Source organism: Brevibacillus sp. HB1.3 (assembly GCF_013186635.1).
In the GTDB taxonomy this organism is placed as follows: Bacteria; Bacillota; Bacilli; order Brevibacillales; family Brevibacillaceae; genus Brevibacillus; species Brevibacillus brevis_D.
The window spans coordinates 1-12,687 of the sequence record NZ_JABMIT010000006.1 but is presented as its reverse complement, the minus strand read 5'-3'; the positions used below and the strand labels follow the sequence as shown (position 1 = coordinate 12,687).

At 47.7% G+C, this 12,687-nt stretch carries 14 protein-coding genes; 9 read left to right on the top strand and 5 right to left on the bottom strand.

Going from position 1 to position 12,687, the window contains the following annotated elements; all coding sequences use genetic code 11:
• Nucleotides 1-11: 11 nt before the first annotated feature.
• The 3 genes from HPY31_RS15245 (at nt 12) to HPY31_RS15235 (ending at nt 4,190) form a co-directional block, all read left to right on the top strand.
• Nucleotides 12-1,451, top strand: coding sequence for a serine hydrolase domain-containing protein (locus HPY31_RS15245; RefSeq protein WP_172141414.1), 1,440 nt, complete (start codon nt 12-14; stop codon nt 1,449-1,451).
• 123 nt (nt 1,452-1,574) lie between these two features.
• Complete coding sequence (locus tag HPY31_RS15240; protein ID WP_172141413.1) at nt 1,575-2,792, top strand: MFS transporter; 1,218 nt, start codon at nt 1,575-1,577, stop codon at nt 2,790-2,792.
• Nucleotides 2,793-2,933: 141 nt separating this feature from the next.
• Nucleotides 2,934-4,190, top strand: a complete 1,257-nt coding sequence (locus HPY31_RS15235; RefSeq protein ID WP_172141412.1) for an MFS transporter — start codon at nt 2,934-2,936, stop codon at nt 4,188-4,190.
• On the opposite strand, the gene HPY31_RS15230 is transcribed toward HPY31_RS15235, so the two are convergent.
• The gene (locus tag HPY31_RS15230) at nt 4,167-4,997 is read right to left on the bottom strand and encodes an SDR family NAD(P)-dependent oxidoreductase (RefSeq protein WP_253901819.1); all 831 of its coding nucleotides are present in this window, start codon (nt 4,995-4,997) and stop codon (nt 4,167-4,169) included. The two genes, HPY31_RS15235 and HPY31_RS15230, sit on opposite strands and share 24 nt — an antisense overlap.
• 52 nt (nt 4,998-5,049) lie before the next feature.
• Here HPY31_RS15230 and HPY31_RS15225 point away from each other — a divergent pair, with 52 nt between their 5' ends.
• Nucleotides 5,050-5,274 (top strand): DUF1540 domain-containing protein, encoded by a 225-nt coding sequence (locus tag HPY31_RS15225; protein WP_016742139.1) that lies wholly within the window; start codon nt 5,050-5,052, stop codon nt 5,272-5,274.
• Nucleotides 5,275-5,332: 58 nt separating this feature from the next.
• On the opposite strand, the gene HPY31_RS15220 is transcribed toward HPY31_RS15225, so the two are convergent.
• The gene (locus HPY31_RS15220; protein WP_016742140.1) at nt 5,333-5,923 is read right to left on the bottom strand and encodes a 5' nucleotidase, NT5C type; all 591 of its coding nucleotides are present in this window, start codon (nt 5,921-5,923) and stop codon (nt 5,333-5,335) included.
• Nucleotides 5,924-6,020: 97 nt separating this feature from the next.
• Between HPY31_RS15220 and HPY31_RS15215 the strand changes: the two genes are divergently transcribed.
• Complete coding sequence (locus HPY31_RS15215) at nt 6,021-6,602, top strand: DUF456 domain-containing protein (RefSeq protein WP_172141411.1); 582 nt, start codon at nt 6,021-6,023, stop codon at nt 6,600-6,602.
• Between the two features lie 64 nt (nt 6,603-6,666).
• Here HPY31_RS15215 and HPY31_RS15210 read toward each other — a convergent pair whose 3' ends face one another.
• Nucleotides 6,667-7,197 (bottom strand): DUF84 family protein, encoded by a 531-nt coding sequence (locus tag HPY31_RS15210; RefSeq protein WP_216675660.1) that lies wholly within the window; start codon nt 7,195-7,197, stop codon nt 6,667-6,669.
• A 142-nt stretch (nt 7,198-7,339) separates the two neighbouring features.
• On the opposite strand from HPY31_RS15210, the gene dapF reads away from it, so the two are divergent.
• On the top strand, nt 7,340-8,200 hold the full coding sequence (dapF, locus tag HPY31_RS15205) for a diaminopimelate epimerase (protein WP_172141409.1): 861 nt from the start codon (nt 7,340-7,342) through the stop codon (nt 8,198-8,200).
• Between the two features lie 112 nt (nt 8,201-8,312).
• On the opposite strand, the gene HPY31_RS15200 is transcribed toward dapF, so the two are convergent.
• A complete protein-coding gene (locus HPY31_RS15200; protein ID WP_015892363.1) occupies nt 8,313-8,459 on the bottom strand; it encodes a hypothetical protein in 147 nt (48 codons plus the stop codon).
• A gap of 276 nt (nt 8,460-8,735) precedes the next feature.
• Between HPY31_RS15200 and HPY31_RS15195 the strand changes: the two genes are divergently transcribed.
• Genes HPY31_RS15195 through HPY31_RS15185 form a run of 3 tightly spaced genes read left to right on the top strand, consistent with a single transcriptional unit; the run spans nt 8,736 to nt 11,949 of the window.
• Nucleotides 8,736-9,905 (top strand): cysteine desulfurase family protein, encoded by a 1,170-nt coding sequence (locus tag HPY31_RS15195; RefSeq protein WP_172141408.1) that lies wholly within the window; start codon nt 8,736-8,738, stop codon nt 9,903-9,905.
• Between the two features lie 25 nt (nt 9,906-9,930).
• Complete coding sequence (gene thiI / locus HPY31_RS15190; RefSeq protein ID WP_016742145.1) at nt 9,931-11,130, top strand: tRNA uracil 4-sulfurtransferase ThiI; 1,200 nt, start codon at nt 9,931-9,933, stop codon at nt 11,128-11,130.
• A gap of 42 nt (nt 11,131-11,172) precedes the next feature.
• The gene (locus HPY31_RS15185) at nt 11,173-11,949 is read left to right on the top strand and encodes a fumarylacetoacetate hydrolase family protein (RefSeq protein ID WP_015892360.1); all 777 of its coding nucleotides are present in this window, start codon (nt 11,173-11,175) and stop codon (nt 11,947-11,949) included.
• A gap of 67 nt (nt 11,950-12,016) precedes the next feature.
• Here the strand turns inward: HPY31_RS15185 and HPY31_RS15180 are convergent, their stop codons facing one another.
• Nucleotides 12,017-12,298: a hypothetical protein gene (locus tag HPY31_RS15180; protein WP_015892359.1), complete on the bottom strand. Its 282-nt coding sequence runs from the start codon at nt 12,296-12,298 to the stop codon at nt 12,017-12,019.
• Nucleotides 12,299-12,687 lie beyond the last annotated feature (389 nt).

The window sequence follows — 12,687 nt, the reverse complement described above, 5'->3', positions numbered from 1 at the left end:
GGAGAAGGAACATGGCGGATTGGGTACAGTCGTTTGAGGAATACGCGCAAAAGCTGCTTGCAGAGGCAAAAGTAACAGGAACAGCAGTTGGATTGGCAGAGCAAGGAGTGCTAAGGTATTTCCATGGCTTCGGTTTGGCAGACGACACAGAAGATGCAAAAGCATTAACCCCTGATACGGTGTTTGGCATCGGTTCTGTGACCAAGTCCTTTACATGTGTGGCCATCATGCAGCTTCAAGACGCAGGAAAGCTATCCGTTCATGATCCGGTCATCAAGTATCTCCCTGAGCTCCGCACACCTAATGAAGCTTATACCCGGGAGATCACGATCCAGCATCTGATGACACATACCGCAGGTTTTCCTCCTTTGGATACATTAGCGGGTGCAATGAAAAGAAGCATTGTGGAGGGAGGGGATGACCTGTCCTCTAGCTCCGGTCTTGCTTTTGATCATCTCGAGAAAGTGGAAGAGATCAATACAAAAGAAGAGTTCATGGCCTATATTAGCAAGCTAAATTACGAGTTTTTAGGTGCGCCTGGAACGGAATTTAGCTACTCCAACGACAGTTATGCCATGCTCGGACTGATTATTGAACGAGTGAGCGGGATCGCTTACGAGCAGTTTGTGCAGGATCATATTTTGGAGCCTGCCGGGATGAAGAACAGTGCCTTTCTCATCGAAGATTTGCCTGAGGAAGCTGAGGTCGCTACGCTATTCACGCGAAAAAGCCCAAAGGATGGCGGTGAGGTATACCGTTCCCCTTCATGGTGGGATTCACCATCGATGCGTGCGGCTGGTTTTCTGAAATCGACCATTCACGATCTATTGCGCTATACGGAAATATTTAGAACGGGTGGATTGGTGGGCGAGAATCGTTTGCTCTCACCCGAGAGTGTGCAAGACTTGACGACGCCTCATGTCTCGATTTCGCCGTTTCAGGCGTACGGCTATGGATTTTTTGTAGCCACTTGCCATGATGGAACACTGATCGAGCATGGTGGAGCGATCAAGGGTGTTGCGGCACAAATTTTTGTTTTACCGGAGCGGGGCCTAACAGGGGCCGTACTGATGAACACAGATGGCGGGCCAATGGCCGATTTGATGCATGGCATTTTAAACGCAACCAATGGACGCTCACCAAATACAGTGCCGTTCCAATATCCGGATTATGAAATCTCTGTAGATGCACTTGCTGCTTTTACAGGGGAGTACCACTCGTCCGAAGGGGCTACGGTATCAGTAGAAATCGAAGAGAACGAGCTGATAGCCAAGAGTAATGGAGCGAATTTTCCACTTCGTTCAGTAGGAGAAGACAGCTTCGTCATGAAGCGGGGAGAAACGGATATGTTTATCCACTTCGTCCGCAATGAGGAAGGGGTAGTTACCCGGATGGGCTTTGGCGCTCGTCAGCTGATAAAGGTCCTTGCCGAAAAAGAACAAACCGTATAAATAGCAAAACGCGTACCTGCAAGCGCTCATGCTTGCGTGGTGCGCGTTCTTTCTATTTAATAAGAGAGGCGTTATTTTTCGACAAATGCTACAATATTGAAAACGGTGAGAGGGTGCATTCCTGTGGCGATCTTACAACATCCCGTCTTTCGCCGTTTGTATACGGCCCACGTTGTACACATCATCGGAAATGAATTTACATTTATTGCGGTCGTTGGACTTTTACATGATTTAAGTGGATCGGGTCTTTCCTTTGCGGCAGGGACTGTGTTTCGTATGCTCCCTTATGTATTTGCCAGCTTTTTCGCGGGGACACTGGTGGAGAGTTGGGATAAACGGCGGGTCATGATTGTCGTCAATCTGCTTCGCGGCATTCTCGTCAGCTTGTTTTTCTTCATCACATCTGCGACCTACTTATGGGTGGCTTTTTTGTTATTGATCCTGGTCAATATTTGCAGTGCTTTTTTTCAACCAGCCATGCAAGTCGCGATCGTACAATCCGTAGAGGAAAAGGACAGGTTAGCTGCCAATTCTCTTTTGCAGGGGACGACCTCGTTTCTCATTATTGTTTGTCAGGGTGTGGCAGCAGTTCTGGTTTACTTGTTCTCCTACCGTTACAACTTTTTGCTCGATGCCGCCTGTTATTTGTTGTCGCTGTTCATCTTGCTACCACTCCCGCATATCGCCAATTCTGTTGATTCGAAAGCGGCTGTACCTTTTATGGAAAGGCTAAAAGAGGGCTTCCGTTATATTGGCAAGCATCGGGAAATTGCCAGTGTAATCGGCTATCAGATGGCGGAACGGGTATGTGGCGCCTATTACATTATGCTGATGTACTATGTTCTTACGGAGCGGGGAGAGGGCTTGTATGTATTCGGACTCCTCGATATTCCGTTGGGACTCGGAGGGGTGATTGCTGGGATTGCCGTGAATAAGTTGTCTGACAGCCTGAGCGAGAAAGCAACGTGGCGTGTCCAAGGATGGGCACTCGTAGCGATGGGATGCTCGATTATCGCCGTGTTTCATGTAAAACCACTACTTGGGCTGGCAATCGCCATCCTCTTTGCAGCAACGGCTCAGTTTAGTTCATCGATATTGTCTGTGACGAAGCTGCAAAGACTGTCTGATCTTGCTTATCTGGCTCGCGTTTTTTCCATACGGGAAATGGCGACCATGGGAAGCTTTTCTGCGAGCTGCTTGATTCTCGGATTCAGTGCGGAGCAGGTCGGTAGTGCCGCTGTTTCCGTGTGGCTTGGCTTCTTTGGGGTTGCAGCAGGACTCCTGTGGCTTTGGAGCCGTCGTAAGCTACAAAAAGATCGCAGTCGTACAGTAATGATGTAGGGAGAGATTCCTCTGCTTATTTGGAGCAGAGGTTCTTTATTGTACAAAACGCAACTTTTAGATTTAATAAATATAATTATTGAAAAAGTATGAATCTGACTATACAATGAATGGAAATATAGAGAAAAAGGAAGATGCAGCATGAAGGAATTATGGCAACAGCGTTCATTTCGCTGGTATTGGCTGGGGATGTTCTTGTCTAGTCTAGGGGATCAGTTTGGCTGGATGGGCTTGACGTGGTTTGTCATGAAGAAAACAGGCTCACCTGCTGCGATGGGTGGGGTCGTTCTTGCGTATATGCTCCCTGCTGTTTTTGCCGGCTTAGTAGCGGGAGTATTGCTGGATCGATTTGATCGACGCAAGCTCATCATGTTGGACAATGTCGCGCGAGGACTTATTTTTATAGCGTTGGTCGCATTATTGCAGGTCGATCAGGTTCCACTATTTGTGATATACCTGCTGATTGTGATTGCAGGAATCCTTTCTCCGCTGAGCACAGCGGGGGCGCAGACTTTGTTGCCGAGAATCGTCTCGGACAAAAATCAATTGGTCAAAGCGAATGGCGTGATGGAAACGCAATGGCAAATTGTGTATATGTTTGGACCGGCGCTCGCGGGAGTTTTAATCGGGTTGATTGGGGAAGCTTATGTTCTATTGATTGATGCGGCCAGCTTTTTTGTATGTGCCTTCTGCTTCTCCCGCCTGCCTCGTGAGCTTACGAAAAGTGCGAATCCTACAGCGATTGTAAAAGGTCAAATGGGAGTGTTCTTTCGTTCTCTCTTGAGTGACATGCGAACAGGGTATCGTTACCTATTTGGACGCAAGCAATTGATCATTCTTGTTTTCTTTACGTTTTTGTTTAACATGTCGTATGGCCCCATTGAAATTGCATTACCCCTGTATGCGAATCAGGATTTGGCAGGAGGATCTGTTGCGTTAGGGATGCTTTGGTCTGCTTTGGCAATCGGGGCATTACTAGGCTCTCTTTTTTTCTCGACGGTTACGTGGAAACTTCCGTTGGGATCGACGCTAGCAGGGATTATCGTGGCGTGGGGATTGACCACATTGCCAATCGCTTTATTCTCTCGGTTGGAGATTGCAATGGCTTCGATGGTTGTGGCGGGCTTTTGCTTTGCTCCCTATAACATCATGTACAGAAGCTACCTGCAAAAACAGGTGCCCGATGCTCTCTTGGGGCGGGTATTAACCAGCGTTCGAACGATTACGGGGACGGGAATGCCGGTGGGAGCGGCTGTCTCTGGCGTCCTCATACCCTTCCTGGGCGTTCAAGGGATCATTGGAGCCGGAGCAGCCGTATGTATCATTTTCGGTCTTCTTGCATTCGGGGCATTGAAAAACTTGGAGGATTCCTCATCACTTCCGATTGAGGAGAGGTGAGACGAGGTGTTTTAGCCACTGAGGTAATAAAAAGTAGATACGGGAGAGCGCATGTAGACGAAATGGCATGGCAACCTCCGGACGTTTTGCTTCCGCCGCTCGATAAATGGCTTTTGCCGTTTGTTCTGGTGTCAATAAATACCGACTTACTTTGCTGCGATAGCTACCTGTTTTGTCTGCTTTATCTAAAAAGGGTGTGTCAATCGGGCCTGGCATCGCACACGTCACAGCAATTCCAGTGCCTTGCAGCTCATGACGCAATCCTTCACTAAAACGGATGACGGCTGCTTTGCTGGCAGCGTATACCGCAGCTTTGGCTGTAGCGACCTGTCCGGCAAGTGAGGCAACCGTGATAATATGCCCTTGCTTTTGCTGAAGCATCATCGGCAAAAAGGCACGGGTGGTGTAGAGAACACCGGAAATATTCGTTCGCAGTGTTTCTTCCAGCTCCTCCACGCGCATTTCGATGAGTGATTCAAAGACGGCCATCCCGGCATTGTTGTAAAGAAAATCGCAACGTTCGAAGCGGATGTGCACCCATGCAGCGAACTGTCGAATGTCTTCGTTGCTACTGACGTCTAATGGGTAATGATGGAGTCGATCCGGATAATCTTTTTGTAAGGAAACGAGTTCCTGGGTAATCGTTTTCCGGCTAGTGGCAATGACACGGTCTCCTTTTTCTAAATGAAGTCGTGTCAAAGCTAGACCAAGGCCACCAGAAGCTCCGGTGATGACGACAATACGGGTAATCGACATGTCATCCACTTCTTTCTTGTGTAGAGTATTGATTTCCACTGTGAATGGCAAAGTATAAGCCCCTGAGTTGTTGTGAAGGCTAGCCTCTAGGGGGTGAATGCACATGCCAGCAGTAAAATGTTCTGTAGCAAACTGTGAGTACTGGGCGCAGGGCAATCTTTGCAGCGCCGAAGAGATCATGGTAGAAATTGACGCACACGCCACCGTAAACCTGAAAGAAGAATTCGCAGGTGAGTACGGTCAAAACACGCAGCATCAGGATAAGGCTAAGACATCGTCTGAGACCTGTTGTCTGACGTTCAAGCCGAAGACATCCGAAAAGAAATAACGCTTCGGCGCAAAAAGGACGTATCCCTTTAAGGTGATACGTCTTTTTGCTATTCAACCTATACGCTTGTCTTAGCTGGAAAAAGCTCATTGACTTTTTGGGCAACCTCTTCCCAAGAAGTGACTCGATGGACGAGCGGAGGTAAGGCAGCTTGGTTATACGGAGTGTCAAACAAGAACACGGGAATTTGCAGCGCCTCTGACAATTGCAAAGCGTTCTCCAGACGATCCTCCAAAAATAGGTCCACGCCCCACTTGCGGGCAGCTGACAGCTTGTCGTGGCTCCCAATCAAATCCACTTCATGATGAGGGATATTGTAGCGAGCAAACCATTGCAACGTCACATCGCGGTGACGATCCTCACGAGCACTTATATAAACCAGCTTGTGGGAGGTAAACCAATCGCGCAAAACCTGATCGGCTATTCCGTGAACAGGCGCACCATCATAGAGGCGCTCCCCATTTTGATCCAGCCACATTTCAAACTCTGCGTCCGTGATTTGATACACGTTGGCTAAATTGTATTCCACACAATCTTCATATCGTAAATCTCTTCCAAAGCTCTCATTCATCAACGGAACAATACTGCTGGGTGATGTGACTGTACCGTCAATATCAATGCCAATGGTTAGGATTTTGTCTGGTTTCATTCTCTCGCCTCCCGTTTAAATTGTACAACGTAGGCAGACAATAAGGCTACTTCCTTCACTTAATTAATCCTTTACCAAAAAAGGGGCTGAGCATGCTATGTTGGATCGACACGAACGTAATGATGCGAAGCGGAAGGAAGACACCGGTTTTTCCGAGACGGTTGATCAGCACGACAGGGAGTTTGCAGCGAATACCTGGACACAGGCCGTCTTTGACGAAGAGGAAGATCGGTCGAGGCGCAGGGTTCACTATGACCCTCACTCCTTGACAGAGCGCTATACAGGCGAGCTGGATGAGGAGCGAAAAGACTTTTCGGAGCGTTTAGATGGCGTTGTTTTGACAAAAGAGAACCGTTCACCGGTTGCCAAAGTCAGAGATGACGACATCGAGGCGGCGGCGGAAATCGCCGAGCCGTTTCCGACGAGTCGTGCTGCCAGTGAGATCGACACAGACGAGGGAAACCGGGAAAATCGGGCCAGCGGTATCGGGATGACTGGCTTGGGCTTATCGATCCTGTCCTTGTTTTTCATGCCGTACTTGGTGGCTCCAATTGGTATGGTGCTTGGCTATCTGGCGTATCGACGCAACTCAAAGACGCTGGGAGTCTGGGCGATGATCGTAGGTGCTGTTGCCATTTTGGGCGCATTAGTCATCTACCCGTATTATACGGCTCGCTAAAAGCATCAAACCAAAACCCTCTCCGGTTCGTTTAGCTGGAGAGGGTTTTTTATGTGGGCCACAGCTATTTGTACAAAGAGGAAACAAAAGGCGTAATGGCTGCGATCATGGCGTCACAAAACACATCGGAACGACGTACGCGATTATCCGTTAAAAGGGAATAGGCGCCGCCGCGATGATTACTGCCGACGGTTTTCCCCCATTCATCAATGATGGTACTGAGTTCAATTTGTTCCTGTTGGATTCGGTGAACAGCTTGATTCGGGATAGGAAAAGCCAATCCCTTTCCAATAAATAGCTCACTTCCATTCCAGGCTGCGCAGATGGAAATCAAATACCATTGTTTGGTAAACCGCTCATCGTACATAAGTCCGCCTTCCAAGCCTAGCCCGATGTCTGCTTCCGGGGCTTGACTACGTGCAGCTTTTGCTCGATTGATCGCTCCTGTAATTGTTTCTTCTTCACTCATCGGCTGAGCCGCTACGCCAGAGGGGACAGATATGCAGAAAGGTTCCGTTCCGGTTGCTTTTTGTACAGCGAGACGTTTCGCTTCATTTTTCGTTCCGAGTGCATAGCGGAAAATATGATAATCCAATGCTTGTTCCACCTCTTCCCATCATCGATGCTAGTGGTAGTATACCACCTTTTGATTCGACCGCGATTCTCTGGGGTGTGATAAGATAAAAGGCATAGAAAAGAGTCAGACCTAGCATACGAAAGAGAAAGAGGAGTGGACGATGAAATTTACAAAGCTGCATGGCTTGGGGAATGATTACGTTTACGTCAACTGTTTTGAGGAAGACTTATCACGTGTAGATTTACCCGAATTGGCACGAAGAGTGAGTGATCGGAATTTTGGGATCGGCGGTGATGGACTGATCCTCATTATGCCATCTGAGCGAGCAGATTTTCGCATGCGGGTCTTTAACAATGATGGCAGCGAAGCAAAAAATTGCGGAAACGGCTTGCGCTGTGTGAGTAAGTACGTATACGATCACGGTTTGACAGAGCAAACAACGTTTACCGTGGAGACATTGGGAGGGACCGTCACTCCTGTCGTATCGCTAGGAGCAGATGGTAAGGTCGATCAAGTAACAATCGATATGGGAGAGCCTCGTTTTGAGCGAGCAGCAATTCCGATGACAGGCATTCCAGAAGAGCAAGTGCGGGAAGAGGGGATCGAAGTCGGTGGAACGGCGTTCACGATGACGGCTGTTTCCATGGGGAATCCTCATGCCATCCTTTTCGTGGATGAAGTGAAGGAAGAAGATGTTCGTCACTACGGGCCAATGATCGAGTATCACGAGTGGTTTCCTGAGCGAACCAACGTCGAATTTATCCAAATATTGAATCACGAGGAAATTCTTTTCCGTGTATGGGAGAGGGGATCAGGTGTAACGCTAGCCTGTGGGACGGGAGCTTGCGCTGCTGCAGTAGCTGCCCACTTGAGTGGAAAGACAGGAAGAAAAGTGACGGTCCACCTGGCAGGAGGCGATCTCTTTATTGAATGGAAGGAAGCGGATAATCGCGTCTATATGACGGGTCCGGCTACTGAAGTTTTTTCTGGCGAGTATGTAGGGGAGATTCCGTTTAAATAGAAGCAAGCCAAAACCGTTCCGTCGAACTGACAGGAGCGGTTTTTTCACAAAAAATAGCGTGGTCACGGCGAAACCTTTATGCCGTCACCACGCTATCGAATTCGAATGAGCGTCACGCGTTGTACACCTCATTTAGGTATGCGACATCCGTGCGGTCGTACTGAGGGATATTTTTGTTCATCTTCGCCAGTTCCGCTTGCAGTCTTTTCAATTCGGCTTCCATCTTCTTGATTTCTTCTTGCATAGCTTGTGCTGTCATGGTGGTTCTCTCCTTGTTGTTGTTTTTTATCTAAATTTATTGACTATTCTAACGAAAGGCCAAACCATTGTAAATAGCTTATATTTGGATGTAAGCGCTTTATCCGTGAATAGTCTGTGAACGGTTGTTCAGACTGTCTGATTTGGCCTTTTGAGAGCAAGGCACTCGGGGAAAAATAAGGTCGAGAAGTGTAATACTTTGTATGTTCTTTACGAAAAGTCATGTTATGATGAAGCGTAGTATTCGGGCATCTTGCCCTTAGGAAGGTGTGTACTGGTGATTTATTTAGACAACAGTGCGACTACCCGGCCTCATCCTCAAGTGATTGAAACCGTTAGACGCGCGATGGAAAGCTACTATGGAAACCCGTCTTCCTTGCATCAAAAAGGAGTAGAGGCGGAAAATGTACTGAAGCAGGCGCGAAAGGTTGCCGCTCAGTACTTGGGCTGTAAAGAAAGTGAAGTTATTTTTACTTCAGGTGGTACGGAGAGCAATAATACGGCGATCAAGGGCGTAGCCTTTCAATATCAGAACAGAGGAAAACATATTATTACAACGCAGGTAGAGCATCCGGCCGTTTACGATGTTTGCAAACAGTTGGAAGGTCTTGGATTTTCGGTGACATATCTGCCGGTAGATCGTGAAGGCCGCGTATCGGTAGAAGCTGTTCAGAAAGCAATGCGTCCAGATACAATTCTCGTTTCGGTTATGCATGTGAACAACGAGCTGGGAACCGTTCAACCGATCCTAGAAATCGGACAATGGTTGAAGCAATTCCCGAAAGTCCTGTTTCACGTCGATGCTGTCCAAGGAATTGGGAAAGTTCCTTTGCGCATCAAGGATTCAGGGATCGATTTGCTGAGCGTCTCTGCGCACAAGTTTTACGGGCCCAGAGGAGTTGGCATTTTGTATAAACGGGAAGGCTTGATTATTCACCCGTTGATGATGGGTGGCGGTCAAGAAGGGGGAGTTCGCTCAGGAACGGAAAACCTCCCAGCCATCGCTGGTATGGCAAAAGCAATCCGGATTCTAGAAGAACTGGGCAGCGTCGAGATGATCAGGCTGCAAAAATTGAATCAACAGCTTCGTGAGGGGATTGCAACGATGGAAGGTTGCGTCGTGAATACCCCGGAATCGAATACGGCTCCTCATATTATGAACTTGTCAGTACCAGGAGTAAAAGCAGAAGTTCTGTTGCATGCTTTGGAGGAAAAAGGCTTTTTGATATCCACCAAGTCGGCCTGTTCATCCAAAGTCAATGAGCCGAGCAGAGTTCTGACTGCGATTGGCATCGAGCGGGATTGCGCGTTGTCATCTCTGCGGATCAGTCTGGGCCGGGAAAATACAGCGGACGACATTCAGCAGTTTTTGAAGGCGTTAGAGGAATGCGTCAGTGTGCTTCGGACTTATATCAAACAACAACCTGCCCCCGCTCATAGAAAATAGTGTGGACAACTAAAAGGAGATAATCATGAACTACGATGTTATTTTAATTCGTTATGGTGAGTTGGCGCTTAAAGGGAAAAACCGCGATCAATTCGAAGAGGCCCTTGTAAAAAGCGTGAGAAACGTACTGCGTTCGTTTTTTAAAGTAAAAGTTCGACGCAATTATGGCCGGATGTATGTGGAGCTGCACGGCGAGGATGCTTACGCGGTTATGGAGCGTTTGAAGCGCGTTTTTGGGATTTCTTCCTTTAGTCCGACGATCCAGGTAGATCCTGATATTGAAACGATCAAGGAAAAAGCGCTGGAGTTGGTTCGTCAATTGAATCCACAGCCACGTACGTTCCGTGTGGTTTCCCGTCGTGCGGATAAACGCTATCCGATTCAATCGATGGAAGTCAATCGAATGGTGGCAACGCACATCCTGCGTGCTCTGCCAGCTATCAGCGTAGACTTGCACGAACCAGATACCATCGTGAATGTAGAAATTCGTACAGAAGGTACTTACATTAGCTGTGAAACCATCAAGGGACTAGGTGGCTTGCCAGTTGGGGTGAGCGGAAAAGTACTGCTGCTTCTATCTGGGGGTATCGACAGTCCTGTAGCGGGTTGGATGATGCTGAAGCGTGGTGTGACGCTTGAAGCGATCCACTTCCACAGCTATCCGTTTACGAGCGAGCGCGCTTTGCAAAAAGTACGTGACTTGGCTCATAAGCTGACGAAATGGGGAGGAACTGTCCGTCTCCACGTCGTACCGTTTACCGAGATTCAGACCGCCATTCGTGAAAAATGTCCAGAAGACTATTTGATCACCATCATGCGTCGCTTCATGATGCGCATTTCGGAGCGTGTTGCGGAAAATACCAATGCCAAGGCACTCGCAACAGGAGAAAGCCTCGGTCAAGTTGCATCGCAAACCTTGGAAAGCATGGACACGATCAACAAGGTGATTTCGATTCCGATCCTTCGACCACTTGTCGCGATGGACAAGGTAGATATCGTGGACATTTCTCGTCAAATCGATACGTACGAGCTCTCTATTTTGCCGTATGAAGACTGCTGCACGGTGTTTACACCGAAAAATCCTGTAACGCGACCGAAGCCTCGCCTCGCTGCAAAATTTGAGGAAGCGCTGGATGTAGAAGCGTTAGTGGAGGACGCTGTAGCACGGACTGAAATCGAAGAGATTACAACGAAGCCAAAAGAAACGACAACCGACCTGTTCTAACTATAGGTATAGAGAAACTCGCGGCACGGGGGAGAAGGAATCATGATAATCCGTTATGAGCGCAATGGTAAGGTGAAGCATGGCTGGATGGTGGAAGAGGATCACAAAGTACGCGTGATCGAAGGGGACATTTACAAAATCCATACGGCAAAACCGATCATGACGGGCCTTGAACTACCTCTGGATGAGGTCACATTAAAGGCGCCAAGTGATCCAAGCAAGGTTGTATGCATCGGATTGAATTACCGGGACCATGCGGCTGAGATGGGGATTGACCTGCCAAAAGAACCGTTGATGTTTTTAAAGCCGTCAACAACTGTCATTGGCCCTGGTGAGCCTATCGTCTATCCAAAGCTGACGCAGAACCTTCATTATGAAGGTGAACTCGCCGTGGTGATTAAGAAAGAGGCCAAGAAGATCCAGGCTGCGGATGCAGACGATTATATTTTGGGATTCACTTGTGCGATTGATGTGACCGCGCGCGATCTGCAGATGAGCGATGGGCAATGGACTCGGGCAAAAGGCTTTGATACATTTTGTCCGCTTGGACCTGCTATTGCAGCCAAACTGGATTATCATCATTTGCGTATCGTGACACGAGTAAACGGGGAAGTGCGTCAGGATGCTTGCACAGACCAATTGATTTTTTCGATTCCGCAGTTGATCGAGGCTGTATCTGCGGTCATGACGCTTCGCCCCGGCGATGTTATTTTAACCGGGACGCCATCTGGTGTGGGTGAGCTTGTTCCAGGTGATGAAATTTCGGTAACCATTGAAGGAATCGGAACCTTAACGACTCATGTAGTGGCTGAGGAGTAGTCATACATTCTTTGATAAGATCGACCAAGCCCCCTGCTTGTTTGAAGTGGGGGCTTGGTTTTTTATTTTATTCTTCTTCGTTCGGATCATCATGAATGGGGTGCGCGGATGGGTCTTGTCTAGGAAGGTCTTGATGCATTAGCCTTGTTTCATAAGTGAATCGAGTGGTGGTGGAATGCTGTCCGGGCTCCCAGCCTGTTGCTTTCCCTAAGCGAGCTTCGTTCGTGGCAGCTCCAAATGGCCCCTCAGGGAATTCTTCCTGAAGGATTTCATTGCGTTGTGACTCTACAGTAGATAATTCACTGTAATGATCGTTTTCATATTCTTCATAGGTTGGTTTTGGATCCATAGTAACACCGCCGTTTATTTGTTTGATACTTCACGGGTACGCAGCTAAAGCGCCAAGCGTTTATAGTGTGAAATAAAAAGAGAATCGCTATTCGTTTTTCCTGTTGACTTCGTGATTAGTTTCATTTATATTTAAATTCTGCTCGAAACAATCAATACAAATAAAAAATCATCAATAAAAAAGTGAGATAAACACTTGACTTATACCTGGTGGTTTTGTTATATTAGATCTTGTCGCTGCTGAATGAAGCGAAATGGTTTAAAAAACCTATTGCAAAAACAGTTGCGATGTGATAAGATAGAAAAGTCGTCTTCGGACGAATTGCACTGAATGCTCTTTGAAAACTGAACAGCGAAAGCGTTAATGAGTCTATCATTAAATGATTTGCC

What these genes read in the sequence shown, in the direction of transcription:
- HPY31_RS15245 (WP_172141414.1), top strand. Translation starts at nt 12, where the DNA reads ATGGCGGATTGGGTACAGTCGTTTGAGGAATACGCGCAAAAGCTGCTT.
- thiI (WP_016742145.1), top strand. Translation starts at nt 9,931, where the DNA reads ATGAACTACGATGTTATTTTAATTCGTTATGGTGAGTTGGCGCTTAAA.
- HPY31_RS15220 (WP_016742140.1), bottom strand. Translation starts at nt 5,923, where the DNA reads ATGAAACCAGACAAAATCCTAACCATTGGCATTGATATTGACGGTACA.
- HPY31_RS15185 (WP_015892360.1), top strand. Translation starts at nt 11,173, where the DNA reads ATGATAATCCGTTATGAGCGCAATGGTAAGGTGAAGCATGGCTGGATG.
- HPY31_RS15225 (WP_016742139.1), top strand. Translation starts at nt 5,050, where the DNA reads ATGCCAGCAGTAAAATGTTCTGTAGCAAACTGTGAGTACTGGGCGCAG.
- HPY31_RS15180 (WP_015892359.1), bottom strand. Translation starts at nt 12,298, where the DNA reads ATGGATCCAAAACCAACCTATGAAGAATATGAAAACGATCATTACAGT.
- HPY31_RS15200 (WP_015892363.1), bottom strand. Translation starts at nt 8,459, where the DNA reads ATGACAGCACAAGCTATGCAAGAAGAAATCAAGAAGATGGAAGCCGAA.
- HPY31_RS15235 (WP_172141412.1), top strand. Translation starts at nt 2,934, where the DNA reads ATGAAGGAATTATGGCAACAGCGTTCATTTCGCTGGTATTGGCTGGGG.
- HPY31_RS15215 (WP_172141411.1), top strand. Translation starts at nt 6,021, where the DNA reads ATGTTGGATCGACACGAACGTAATGATGCGAAGCGGAAGGAAGACACC.
- dapF (WP_172141409.1), top strand. Translation starts at nt 7,340, where the DNA reads ATGAAATTTACAAAGCTGCATGGCTTGGGGAATGATTACGTTTACGTC.